At 64.7% G+C, this 12,034-nt stretch carries 12 protein-coding genes, 1 tRNA gene and 1 other RNA gene; 2 read left to right on the forward strand and 12 right to left on the reverse strand.

Going from position 1 to position 12,034, the window contains the following annotated elements; all coding sequences use genetic code 11:
• Positions 1–111: 111 nt before the first annotated feature.
• The 6 genes from rpmG to gatC form a co-directional block, all read right to left on the reverse strand.
• Positions 112–279: a 50S ribosomal protein L33 gene (gene rpmG / locus J7359_RS10715; RefSeq protein WP_022707377.1), complete on the reverse strand. Its 168-nt coding sequence runs from the start codon at positions 277–279 to the stop codon at positions 112–114.
• Between the two features lie 150 nt (positions 280–429).
• Positions 430–810: RNase P RNA component class A (gene rnpB, locus J7359_RS10720), an RNA gene on the reverse strand.
• Between the two features lie 102 nt (positions 811–912).
• Entirely contained in the window at positions 913–1,551 is a 639-nt protein-coding gene (locus J7359_RS10725; RefSeq protein ID WP_348524370.1) for an N-acetylmuramoyl-L-alanine amidase, read from the reverse strand.
• Positions 1,548–2,123, reverse strand: a complete 576-nt coding sequence (locus tag J7359_RS10730; RefSeq protein ID WP_209056633.1) for a hypothetical protein — start codon at positions 2,121–2,123, stop codon at positions 1,548–1,550. Before J7359_RS10730 ends, J7359_RS10725 begins: the two co-directional genes overlap by 4 nt.
• 34 nt (positions 2,124–2,157) lie before the next feature.
• Positions 2,158–3,642, reverse strand: a complete 1,485-nt coding sequence (gene gatA, locus J7359_RS10735; RefSeq protein WP_209056634.1) for an Asp-tRNA(Asn)/Glu-tRNA(Gln) amidotransferase subunit GatA — start codon at positions 3,640–3,642, stop codon at positions 2,158–2,160.
• Positions 3,639–3,926, reverse strand: coding sequence for an Asp-tRNA(Asn)/Glu-tRNA(Gln) amidotransferase subunit GatC (gene gatC, locus J7359_RS10740; RefSeq protein ID WP_209056635.1), 288 nt, complete (start codon positions 3,924–3,926; stop codon positions 3,639–3,641). Before gatC ends, gatA begins: the two co-directional genes overlap by 4 nt.
• A gap of 79 nt (positions 3,927–4,005) precedes the next feature.
• Here gatC and J7359_RS10745 point away from each other — a divergent pair, with 79 nt between their 5' ends.
• Together J7359_RS10745 and J7359_RS10750 are read left to right on the forward strand one after the other, a co-directional pair.
• Positions 4,006–4,953: an AEC family transporter gene (locus J7359_RS10745; RefSeq protein WP_209056636.1), complete on the forward strand. Its 948-nt coding sequence runs from the start codon at positions 4,006–4,008 to the stop codon at positions 4,951–4,953.
• A 124-nt stretch (positions 4,954–5,077) separates the two neighbouring features.
• Positions 5,078–5,152: transfer RNA gene (locus J7359_RS10750), tRNA-Glu, on the forward strand.
• 113 nt (positions 5,153–5,265) lie between these two features.
• On the opposite strand, the gene ftsY is transcribed toward J7359_RS10750, so the two are convergent.
• From ftsY to J7359_RS10780, 6 genes are all read right to left on the reverse strand, one after another.
• Entirely contained in the window at positions 5,266–6,342 is a 1,077-nt protein-coding gene (gene ftsY, locus J7359_RS10755; protein ID WP_209056637.1) for a signal recognition particle-docking protein FtsY, read from the reverse strand.
• A gap of 116 nt (positions 6,343–6,458) precedes the next feature.
• Complete coding sequence (gene pgi / locus J7359_RS10760) at positions 6,459–8,069, reverse strand: glucose-6-phosphate isomerase (RefSeq protein ID WP_209056638.1); 1,611 nt, start codon at positions 8,067–8,069, stop codon at positions 6,459–6,461.
• 10 nt (positions 8,070–8,079) lie between these two features.
• Positions 8,080–8,751 (reverse strand): 6-phosphogluconolactonase, encoded by a 672-nt coding sequence (pgl, locus tag J7359_RS10765; RefSeq protein WP_209056671.1) that lies wholly within the window; start codon positions 8,749–8,751, stop codon positions 8,080–8,082.
• 2 nt (positions 8,752–8,753) lie between these two features.
• On the reverse strand, positions 8,754–10,205 hold the full coding sequence (zwf, locus tag J7359_RS10770; RefSeq protein ID WP_209056672.1) for a glucose-6-phosphate dehydrogenase: 1,452 nt from the start codon (positions 10,203–10,205) through the stop codon (positions 8,754–8,756).
• Positions 10,206–10,265: 60 nt separating this feature from the next.
• The gene (locus J7359_RS10775) at positions 10,266–10,805 is read right to left on the reverse strand and encodes a PIN domain-containing protein (RefSeq protein ID WP_209056639.1); all 540 of its coding nucleotides are present in this window, start codon (positions 10,803–10,805) and stop codon (positions 10,266–10,268) included.
• A complete protein-coding gene (locus J7359_RS10780) occupies positions 10,802–11,998 on the reverse strand; it encodes a class I SAM-dependent rRNA methyltransferase (protein WP_209056640.1) in 1,197 nt (398 codons plus the stop codon). The genes J7359_RS10775 and J7359_RS10780 overlap by 4 nt, the downstream gene beginning before the upstream one ends.
• Between the last annotated feature and the right edge of the window lie 36 nt (positions 11,999–12,034).

Genomic DNA, 12,034 nt, shown 5'->3' on the forward strand with positions numbered 1-12,034 from the left:
TAGGCAACCCGCAGGGCGGTCGCAAGACGGCTGCGATGCGCCAGACCCGAAAACGACGAAAAGGCCGCTGCCATATGGCGCGGCCCTGCAATCCGTCAAGACAGGAAGATCTTACTTGATCTTGCCTTCCTTGTATTCGACATGCTGACGCACGACCGGATCGTATTTGCGAACCGTCATCTTTTCGGTCATCGTCCGTGCGTTCTTCTTGGTCACATAGAAGTGACCGGTGCCGGCCGTCGAGTTCAGCCGGATCTTGATGGTCGTCGGCTTCGCCATGGTCTTCGCTCCTGCTTCGGGGAAAGTCGCAGCATGCGAGACCCCGTGGAATTCGTTGGAACCCGCCTTCTATCCGCGAGGCCTATAGAGTCAACCGTGAATCGCTGAAAATTTCGGCGATTCGTGGTCTGCATGGCTGCCATGCAGTTGTCGCGCGGAGGGCCTGTAAGCCGGATTCTGTGCCCCCGACATTCTGCCGGGGCGATGACCATTCCTCTGGCCCGGCCGTTACCGACCGGATCAAGCTGCCTACCCGGACCTGCTGGGGCAAGGCGGCCCTGCGGGGTTGCCCCCGCGCGCGGTCCCTATTCGGCATTGCTCCCGGTGGGGCTTGCCATGCGGGCACTGTTGCCAGCCCCCCGGTGGGCTCTTACCCCACCGTTTCACCCTTGCCGCTGCGGACAGCGGCGGTCTGTTCTCTGTGGCGCTTTCCCTGGGGTTGCCCCCGCCGGGCGTTACCCGGCACCGTCGCCTCATGGAGTCCGGACTTTCCTCGACGACTTTCACCGCCGCGGCCATCCGGCCCTCCGCGCGAGGCTGATATGGCGCGCGCGACAGCCGCGGTCAATGGGGCGCAGCCCCCGTCACGCAAGATGCACGGCTTGCCACGGGGTGTTTTCGCAAGAAGGAAGATCAGACCGTGGCAATCGCCGCGGCGCAGCGGCGGTCGTCGGCGGTCTCGGGCCCGCGCGCCCATGGCCGAAACCGCAGGCGGAACGCCGCAAGGCGAATTTCGGGATCGCAGGGTGGATAGCCGATCCTGTCGAGGCTTTCCGACAGAGGCCGTGCCGCCGCATCCGGCCCCGGCCATGTCGCATGCCCCTGAAGGGCCAGCCGTTCCCAGTCGAACCGCGGGCCGGGATCGGATTTTCGACCGGGCGCCATGTCCGAATGCCCGATGACCGCATCCGCACCGATCTGCCAGCGCGAACGGATCGCGTCCAGCAGATCAACCAGCGCATCCATCTGCGCCGCCGCAAAGGGCCGGTCACCGGGATTGACGATCTCGATGCCGATGCTGCGGGAATTGACGTCGTCGCGGCCCTGCCAGGATCCATCGCCGGCATGCCATGCGCGTCTGTCCTCGGGGACCAGCGATTCGACGGTGCCGTCCTCGTCGATCAGCCAGTGCGCGCTGACCTCGGACGAGGGATCACACAGACGGTCACGCGCGGATGTCGCATCCGCCATGCCGGTATAGTGTAGCACGACCATCTCGGGGCGCTGGCCCCTGCGATCGCCGTGATTCGGACTGAGGCCTGTCGATGTCAAAGCTGCGATTGGCGGAAGGGTGCGGGATCCCAGCCGCACACGAAGCCGTCGCCATCCGGATCCATGCCGCGCGGATCCTGACGCGGCCCACCAGCAGCAAGGAATGCCGTCTGTGCATCGTTGTCGCTGGCAAAACCTGCGCAGGCGCGCGCCGCCTGAGCGGCGGACGCGCCGGATCGACCGTAAATCGCCGTTCCCGGAGCATGATCGACCGCAAAGGCGTAGCGGACCAGAACCGGCGTCGTGCCGGGATAGGGTCCGCTGGATGTGGTCGGCAGCATCGCCTTGGGGGCGATCTGCGTCGGCGCCGCCGCGGCGCGCCGCGCGCCGACGCCCATCGTGGCGGGCACCGGCACAGGCGATTGCCCGGCGATGTCCTCGGGGGTCGGCGCCTTGGCCGGCAACGTGATCGGGATGGTCTGCGGCGCGTTCTGATCGGTGGTCAGGGCAATCTCGCGCGCCGCCCGGTATTCACCATAGCGGGAAGCGCCGAACTGATAGTTCGGATTCCAGCCCAAATGCTCGCCACAGCCGGCCAGCGCCAGCACCGAAATCAACACCCAGCCGCGCATATTGCCTCCGCCAACCGTTCCATTCTTTGGGAACCTACCACCAGCGCTGCGGCTTGACCACAAATCCCGCGGCGCGTTCCAGAACCAGCGCCTGATTCAGCAGTTCGCCCTCTTCGAAGGGTCTGCCGATCAGTTGCAGCCCCAGCGGCAGGCCCTGCTTGTCCTGCCCGACCGGGACCGAGATGCCCGGCAGACCGGCAAGGTTCAGCGTGACCGTAAACACGTCCTGAAGATACATCGCGACAGGGTCCGAATTGTCCATCGCCCCCAAGGCGAAAGCAGCCGATGGCGTTGTCGGCGCCAGGATCGCGTCGATGCCGTCCGCATACGCCGTGTCGAAATCGCGCTTGATCAGCGCACGAACCTTGCGGGCGCGGTTGTAATAGGCGTCATAGAAGCCTGCCGACAGCACATAGGTGCCGATCATGATGCGGCGCTGCACCTCGGGGCCGAAACCCTCGGCGCGGGTCTTTTCATACATCTCGACGATCCCGTCGCCCTGCCCCAGCCGGGCGCGGCGGCCATAGCGCACGCCGTCATAGCGCGCGAGGTTCGAGGACGCCTCGGCCGGCGCGATGACGTAATAGGCAGGCAGCGCGTATTTCGTGTGCGGCAGGCTGATATCGACGATCTCGGCCCCGGCATCGCGCAGCATGTCGGCACCCTTGTCCCACAGCGCGGCGATATCGTCGGGCATGCCGTCGATGCGGTATTCCCGCGGAATGCCGATCTTCTTGCCGCGGATATCGCCGGTCAGCAGCGATTCGTAGTCCGGCACCGGCAGATCGGCGCTGGTCGAATCCTGCGGATCGACAGATGCCATGGCGCCCAGCATGATCGCCGCGTCGCGCACCGTCTTGGTCATCGGCCCTGCCTGATCCAGCGAACTGGCATAGGCGATCACGCCCCAGCGACTGACACGGCCATAGGTCGGGCGCAGGCCGACCGTGCCGGTGAACGCCGCGGGCTGACGGATCGAGCCGCCGGTATCGGTACCGGTCGCACCAAGGCACAGATCCGCTGCCACGGCCGCAGCCGATCCGCCCGACGATCCGCCTGGCGTCAACTCCTGACCATCGGCCCCTTTCCATGGGTTCACCGCGCGGCCATAGCAGCTGGCCTCGTTGGTGGACCCCATGGCGAATTCGTCCATGTTCAGCTTGCCCAGCATCACCGCGCCGGCATTCCACAGATTCTGCGTGACGGTGGATTCGTATTCGGGGGTGAAGCCGTCCAGAATGCGGCTCGCCGCCTGGCTGGGCACGCCCTTGACGCAGAATACATCCTTGATGCCGACAGGAATGCCGGTCATCGCGACCGCATCGCCCGCCCTGATCCGCGCATCCGCCGCACGGGCCATTTCGGCGGCCTTCTCGGGCGTGCCGTGAACAAATGCGTTCAGCGGCCCCGATGCCCCGATCGCCCCAAGGCAGGCCTCGGTCAGTTCGACCGATGTCACCTCGCCGCCGGACAGGGCGTCCCGCGCGTCGGCAATGGTCAGTGTGTTCAGGTCGCTCATTCCACCACCTTCGGCACCGCAAAGAACCCCTCTCGGGCGTCGGGCGCGTTCGCCAGGATCTTGTCGGGCATCCCGCCCGTCGTCACGACGTCCTCGCGCCGTTTCAACCGCATCGGAATCACCCCGGTCATCGGCTCGACTCCCTCGACATCGACCTCGTTCAGCTGCTCCATGAATTGCAGGATTCCGCTAAGTTCGCGCGCCAGCGCCGGCAGCGCCTCATCCTCGACCGCGATGCGCGCCAGATGCGCGACCTTGCGGGCCTCGTCCTCGGTGATCGACATGGCTTTCCCTTTCGTTCAGCGGCGGTTTACAAGCCCGCGACAGAGGCTGCAAGAAGCCCGCTGATCCGCAAGGAACGTCATGCAAGCTGCCCTATCGATCCTTCCCGTGATTGCGCTGGTCGCCTTGGGACATGCCGCGCGGCGCTGGAACCTGATCGCGCCGCAGAACTGGCCCGGCATCGAACAGCTTGGGTTCCGCATCCTGTTCCCGGCAATCCTGCTGACTTCGATCTACCGGTCGGAACTGACCATCGGTGCGCTGGGTCAGTACCTGCTGACGCTGGTGATTGCCTTTGGCACCACCGGCGCGCTGGCATTGGCCCTGCGGCGACCGTTGCGATTGAACAATCCGCGCACCAGCTCGATGTTCCAAGGCGCGATGCGGTTCAATTCGCTGCTGATCCTTGCGGTCGCGGCACAGGGTCTGGGACCGCGTGCCCTCAGCGATCTGGCGGTGGCCTTTGCGTTCCTGATCCCCACTTTCAATATTGCGGCGATCATCTCGCTGACGCTGTTTCCGCCCGAGGACGCCTCTCGGCCGCGAACGACCGGCCCGCAGGTCGTTGGTCGCATCGGTGCCGAGGTTCTGCGCAACCCGCTGGTGCTGTCCTGCGTCGCGGGGCTGGCGCTGAATCTCAGCGGCATCCAGCTTGCGCCGTGGATCATCGCGCCGCTGGACTGGCTGGGACAGGGGGCGCTTGCCGTGGGGCTGCTGACGGTGGGTGCGGGGATCCAGATCCGGCGCCTGTGGCAAAGCGACCCGGCCATGTGGATCGGCGTCGCGATGCGGCTGCTGCTGTGTCCGGCGCTGTTTCTGGGGGTCGCGGTTCTGATGGAGCTGCCCGGCGGCCAGCTTGCCTCGGGCCTTCTGGCAACGGCGGCGCCCGGCGCCCCGGTCGGCTATATCCTTGCGCGGCAGATGGGCGGTGACGCTGAATTCTATGCCGACATGTTCACCTGGCAGACGGTTCTTTCAGCGCTGACCCTGCCCTTGTGGCTTGTTCTTGCAGGTTCGCTTAGCGGTTAGAAACACCCCGGCCAGCAGGCCTGAAAAAATTCGCCGGGGCGTCCAAAATTCCCCTTGCGCCTATCGGCCGCTTTGCCTAAACACCGCTCCACGCCGCCGGGTCGCCCGGAAGCGTTCAGAAAGTGGCCCGTTCGTCTATCGGTTAGGACGCCAGGTTTTCAACCTGGAAAGAGGGGTTCGATTCCCCTACGGGCTGCCACTTCCCTTGCAGATCAGATAATTGGCGTGCTTGCGCGGAATGTGCGCGTGGCATCGGCATGCGATGACAAACGCGCTTTTCCGGGCGCGCATCCGGCCGCTGCGGACTATCGACTACAGGCCGACAAGGGCGCGCGCGAACTCTTCCGCGTCGAATGCATCCAGATCGTCGATCTGTTCGCCCACGCCGATCGCATGGATCGGCAGGCCGAACCTGTCGGCCAGCGCGACCAGCACGCCACCACGCGCCGTGCCGTCCAGCTTGGTCATCACAAGACCCGAGACATCGGCCAGCTTGCGGAATGTCTCGACCTGGCTCAGCGCGTTCTGCCCGGTCGTCGCATCCAGCACCAGAAGCGTGTTGTGCGGCGCCGAGGGGTCTTTCTTGCGGATCACGCGGACGATCTTGGCCAGTTCTTCCATCAGATCCTGACGGTTCTGCAGCCGCCCTGCCGTGTCGATCATCAGCAGATCCGCGCCTTCCGCCTCGGCCCTCGTCATCGCGTCGAAGGCGAGGCTGGCAGGATCGGATCCCTGCGCGGCCACCATGACCGGAACGCCCGCCCGCTGACCCCAGACCTGCAACTGCTCGACCGCGGCCGCACGGAACGTATCGCCCGCGGCAATCACGACATTCTTGCCAGCCGCCTTGAACTGGCTTGCCAGCTTGCCGATGGTGGTGGTCTTGCCGGACCCGTTCACACCGACAACCAGCACCACTTGCGGCTTTCTGGGATACAGCGGCAAAGGCTTGGCCACCGGCGTCATGATCCGCGCAATCTCGGCCGCCAGCAGCTGCTTCAGCTCGGTCGAGGACACCCGCCGGCCCATCCGGCCTTCGGCGATGTTGGCCGTCACCCGCAACGCGGTCTCGACGCCCAGATCGGTCTGGACCAGCATATCCTCCAACTCTTCCAGCATCTCGTCGTCCAGCGCCCGGCGCGGCTCGTCGGGGGCTGACGCGTCGCCGCGTCTGAACAGCCGTCCGACCAGACCGGACGATTGCTGCGGTGCAGGTTGGTCGGGCGCAGAAGTTGGTGAAGGCTCGGCTGGTGCTTGCGCCTGATCGTCGGCAGGCACTACTGCCCGATCATCCGCAGGTGCGCCGTCGCCGACGATATCGTCCAGCCCCTCGCCGATTTTCGAGGATGAGCGGGTCAGCCGCTCGCGCAGTTTCGTGAAGAACGACATGTCCGCATCCTTTTCCTGCGCGCGAACCTAGTCGGTCTTGCCGCCAAGGAAAAGCCGCCAGCGGCTTTCCAGACCGCCGAAGGCCCCCTGTCGCACGACGCGCATTCGGACACAGCCTAGCCGCGCATCGACCTGAACAGCCCTGCAAGATGCTGGGTCGATGGATCGTGACCGGGCGCAGCCTCGCCCTTCAACAGCGGCTCGACCTTCAGTGCCAGTTCCTTGCCCAGTTCAACGCCCCACTGGTCGAAACTGTTGATCCCCAGGATCACACCTTCGACAAAGACCCGATGTTCATAAAGCGCAACGATCTGCCCCAGCGCAAAGGGCGTCAGTTGCGGGATGAGAAGGGTCGTCGAGGGACGGTTGCCGGGGAACACCCGGTGCCGCGCCTGCCGATCCAGTTCAGCGCCTTCCAGCCCCTTGGCCTGCATCAGCGCCCGCGCCTCATCCAGCGTGCGACCGCGCATCAGCGCCTCGGACTGGGCAAGACAGTTGGCGGCCAGCAGGATGTGGTGATGGGCCAGTTCGTCCTCGTGTCCGCGCGCGGCCAGAATGAATTCGCACGGCACCGGCATCGTGCCCTGATGGATCAGCTGATAGAAGGCATGCTGTCCGTTGGTCCCCGGCTCGCCCCACACGACGGGGCCGGAAACGGTGGGCAGGTCGCTGCCGTCCATCGCCACGCGCTTGCCGTTCGATTCCATCTCTAGCTGTTGCAGATAGGCGGGCAGCCGGATCAGGCGATTGTCGTAGGGCAGCACCGCGCGGGTCGGATAGCCGCAGACCTGATGGTGCCAGATGCCGACCAGCGCCAGCAGCACCGGCAGGTTCTCGGCCAGCGGCGCGCTGCGGAAATGCGCGTCCATCGCGGCGCCACCGGCAAGAAAGTGGTCGAAATCATCGGGACCGACAGCGATCATCAGCGACAGGCCGATCGGCCCCCACATCGAATAGCGTCCGCCCACCCAGTCCTCGAAACCGAAGACGCGCGATTCGTCGATGCCGAAAGCGGCAGTCTTGTCGATGGCGGAAGACAGCGCCGCGAACTGCGCCGCCGGCGCGGACACCGTCTTCGCCATCCACTCGCGGGCGGTTCGGGCGTTGGTCATCGTCTCGATCGTCGTGAAGGTCTTGGACGCGACGATCACCAATGTCGTCTCGGGGTTCAGCCCGGCCAGAGTGTCGGCGATGTCGGCTCCGTCGACGTTGCTGACGAAATGCGCCCGAGGCCCGTCGTGATAGGGCGCCAGCGCAAGCGTCGCCATGAACGGGCCCAGATCCGAACCGCCGATGCCGATATTCACGATATCGGTGATCCTACCGCCCTGCCCCCGATATGCCCCCGAACGCACATCGCGCGCAAACGCCGACATCCGCTCATGGGTCGCGCGCACGGCGGGCATCACATCCTGACCATCAACGACGACGCTGCCCGACAGATTGCGCAGGGCCGTGTGCAGGACGGCGCGACCCTCGGTTTCATTGATCCTTTCGCCGGTGAACATCGCCTCGCGACGTTCCTCGATCCGGGCATCTTGCGCCAGTTCCAGCAGCAGGCCGCGCACATCCGCATCGATCATGGTCTTGGAATAATCAAAGACCAGTTCATCAGCTTCCACGCAGAAATCGCGCGCGCGGGCGGGATCGGCTTCGAACAGATCGTCGATCCGTGCGGTGTCCTGCGCAGCGCGGTGGGCTTTCAGGCGGGTCCAGATATCGTTCATCTCAATCCTCTCATTCCGCCCAGTGGACGGTCGCCTGATCCAGGAACGCCCGGATCGGCGCGTCGATCGGGTCCATTTTCTGCGCCCGTTCCAGCGCTTCGCGCTTTTCGGGGCCCATGATCAGCAGATGCGTGTGGATCGCATTCGACAGCACCGGTCGGGTCAGGGTGATGCGCGGCTCGTCAGCGCCTTCGGCGCGGATCGCCATCACCGGCGGCGCGGTGGCTGACAACGCCTCGGCCAGATGGTCGGCGCCCGGAAACAGGCTGGCGGTGTGCATGTCATTGCCCATCCCCAGCAACATGACCGTGATCGGCAGATAGGGGGTCAGCATCCCCGACAGCTTGTCGGTCGCGTCATCGGGCTGTCCATCGCCGGTATAAAGATCGATGTAATTCGCGTCCTGCGCACGATCCTTCAGCAGATGCCTGCGCAGCAACCGACTGTTCGAGCGCTTGTGATCGCCATCTACCCAGCGTTCGTCGCCCAGAAACACCGTCACGCGGCCCCAGTCGATATCGGTACCGCTGAGCGTTTCGAAAACCTGCGTTGGCGAGGTGCCACCGGGCACGCACAGGCTTGCCCGTTCACTACTGCGCAGATGCTGCGCAAGCTGCGATGCCATCCGGTCCGCCAATGACAGCGCCAGCATGTCCCGATCGGGATATTCCACGAAATCCATGCTCATGACCTGATCTCCCTCCAGCGCCGGTTGTCGCGATGCATCAGGCGCAGCGCCTCTTCCGGGCCGGACGAACCCGCATCGTAAGGCTCGGGGCGGCGCTTGCTGTCTTCCCACGCCTCGATGATCGGATCTGTCCAGGCCCACGCGGCCTCGACCTCGTCGCCGCGCATGAACAGCGTCTGATTGCCGCGGATGACATCCATGATCAGCCGTTCATAGGCATCCGGCATGTCGGCCCCCTCGGCCCCCAGCGCGTCCGCGAAGGACATATCCAGCGGCACCTGCACCAACCGCATCCCGCCCGGACCCGGCTCCTTGATCATCACCTTCAGGTTCATACCCTCATTGGGTTGCAGGCGGATGACAAGTTCATTGGCCTTCGGCGCGCCGGTGTCGTCGAAGATCGAATGCGGCGGTTCCTTGAAGGTGATCGCGATCTCGCTGGTGCGCGCGCGCAGCTTCTTGCCGGTGCGCAGATAGAAGGGCGTGCCCTGCCAGCGCCAGTTCGAGATGCGGACCTTCATCGCGACATAGCTTTCGGTCCGCGAATCGGGGTTTTCGCTATCCTCAAGATATCCGGTCGATTTGCCGTCGGCCTGATATTGGCCGCGCACGATATCGCCCGGCTCCAAGGATTCCAGCGCCCGGATCACTTTCAGCTTTTCGTCGCGCACGGCATTGGGGTCAAAGTGATAGGGCGGCTCCATCGCGATCAGGCAAAGAAGCTGCATCATGTGGTTCTGGACCATGTCCCGGATCGCACCGGACTTGTCGTAATAGCTGCCTCGACCGGCCACGCCCACCGTCTCGGCCACGGTGATCTGCACGTGATCGACATACTGCGCGTTCCAAAGCGGTTCGAACAGCACATTGGCGAAGCGGACGGCCATCAGGTTCTGAACCGTTTCCTTGCCCAGATAATGGTCGATCCGATAGACCTGCTGTTCGTGGAAATGCTGGGCCAGCATCTGGTTCAGCGCGCGGGCCGAGGCCAGATCGCGACCGAACGGCTTCTCGACCACAACACGGCTGTCATCGTCGGCGATGCCGTGGCTGGCCAGACGTTCGGCCAGATCGCCGAACAGCGATGGCGCGACCGAGAAATAGAATGCATGCACCGCACCGTCGCGCATCCGGGATTTCAGCTCTTGCCAGCCTCCGTCACCCTTGGCGTCGATGGCGACATAGCCCAGCAATTGCAAGAATTGCACAAGCCTGGGATCGTTCTTCTTGACGCCCGCGAACTCGACGATGGCCTTGCCTGCCTCGTCGCGGAACTGGTCGTCGTCCTGCTGCGTGCGAGCAGCGCCGATGATCCGGGACGTTTCGGGAATTTGCCCTGCCACGAATCGCCGGAACAGACCCGGCAGGATCTTGCGGTGGGCCAGATCGCCCGTGGCACCGAAGATCACAAGATCGAAATCATCGACCGGAATGACACGAGAGACCATGCTGTCCTCCATACGGTTGGCTTGAGCCATATCTCTTGTTAGCGTTAACAGCAATCTGCTTCAACCTTTCAGTGCGCGGGCAAGCCTTGGCAGGCGGCTGCGCTTCAGCATCCCCGCGACATCCATCTGCCCGCCCATCCGTTCTGCCTTCTCATGCGCCTGCCGCACCGCAGTGGCGACCGCCTGCGGATCAGCCGCTTGAAGCGACAGAAGCAATGCATCGGGATGGATCGCGCGAAGCCCCAGCGACCCCATGATCCCGCGCGGAAAATCCCGCAGATTGGCGGTAACGATCTGGTCCGCGCCACCGGCAAGTGCCGCTTCGATCACATGCCTGTCGGCGGGATCGGGAAGGTTCAGGTCGATCACACGGCTGCCATCATCGGGCATCTCGGCGTTGGGAAAGCGGTCGCGCAGCAGCGCGATCTCGGCCCCTGAGATGGCCGCCTGATCGGCGCCAAGCCGTGCCGCCGCGTGACGCCATTCGGCCAGGATCCGCGGTGACCACAGCGGCACGAACAGCCCTGCCGCGGCGAGGGCGATCAGGATCTCGCGCAGGATCGTCGGGAACAGCACGTTGGCGTCCAGAACCGCTCTCATCCGTCCAGCCGGAAGAACAGCGATTTGAGATAACCGGTTTCCGCCAATTGCGGCAGCGTCGGATGATCCGGACCAGCCTGTCCGGTGTGGATCAGCACGCCGCGCCGCCCGCCCCGGCCAATCCCGCGCGCACTGACATTGCGGAACTGCGTCAGATCGGCCGCGTGCGAGCAACTGCACAGCACCAGATATCCGCCCGGCGCAACCAGCGGCGCGGCCAGCTTTGCGACCCTTTCATAGGCCCGCAGCCCGGCATCCAACGCCTGTTTGGACGGTGCGAAGGCCGGCGGGTCGCACACCACAAGACCGAATTTGCGACCGTCCGCGGCCATCTGCTCCATGGCCTTGAACGCATCCGCCTGCACCGTCTCCAGCCGGTCTGCGGCGCCCATCGCCTGCGCACCCCCGACCGCAAGCTGCAAGGCCGGGGCACTGCCATCTACGCAGGTCGCACGGTCTGCGCCTGCGGCAAGCGCGGCAAGGCCGAACCCACCGACATGGCTGAATACATCCAGCATCTCGACGCCCGTTGCCAGGCGCTGCGCGAAGGCGTGGTTGGGTCGCTGATCGAAGAACAGCCCGGTCTTCTGCCCGCCCATCAGATCGGCCAGATAGGTCGCGCCATTCATCGTGACAGAAATTGGTGCCTCGGGGGCAGTCCCCCGCAGCACTTCCATCCGCTCGGCCAGCCCCTCCAGCCCGCGCGCCCTGCCTTGCCCGTTCAGAATGACGGTTTCGACTTTCGTGACCGCAATCAGGGCCTCGGCGATACGGTCTGCCATGGCATCGGCCCATGCCGCGTTGGGCTGGATCACCGCAGTATCGCCGAAACGGTCAATGACCAGCCCCGGCAGACCGTCGGCCTCGGCATGGATCAACCGATAGAACGGCGCATCATACAGACGTTCCCGCATCGCCAGCGCACGCGACAGGCGACCGGCGATCCATGCCCCATCGATGCAGGCCGCCGGATCGCCATCCATGACCCGCGCGACGATCTTCGATACCGGATTGACCGTGACCAGGGCAAGCGCCCTGCGCTCGGCGTCCTCGAGCACGGCGAATCCACCCGGTTCAAACGCGCGCGTGCGTCGATCAAGCACCACCTCGTCGGCGAAGACCCATGGAAATCCGTGACGGATTGCCTGCGGCCTCGATTTCGGGCGCAGACGAATGACGGGAAGCTCGTGCATGGCATAGGTCCTTTCGCGCCCTGATCTGACATGCCG

It is taken from the genome of Paracoccus sp. R12_2 (assembly GCF_017744015.1).
Taxonomy (GTDB): Bacteria; Pseudomonadota; Alphaproteobacteria; order Rhodobacterales; family Rhodobacteraceae; genus Paracoccus.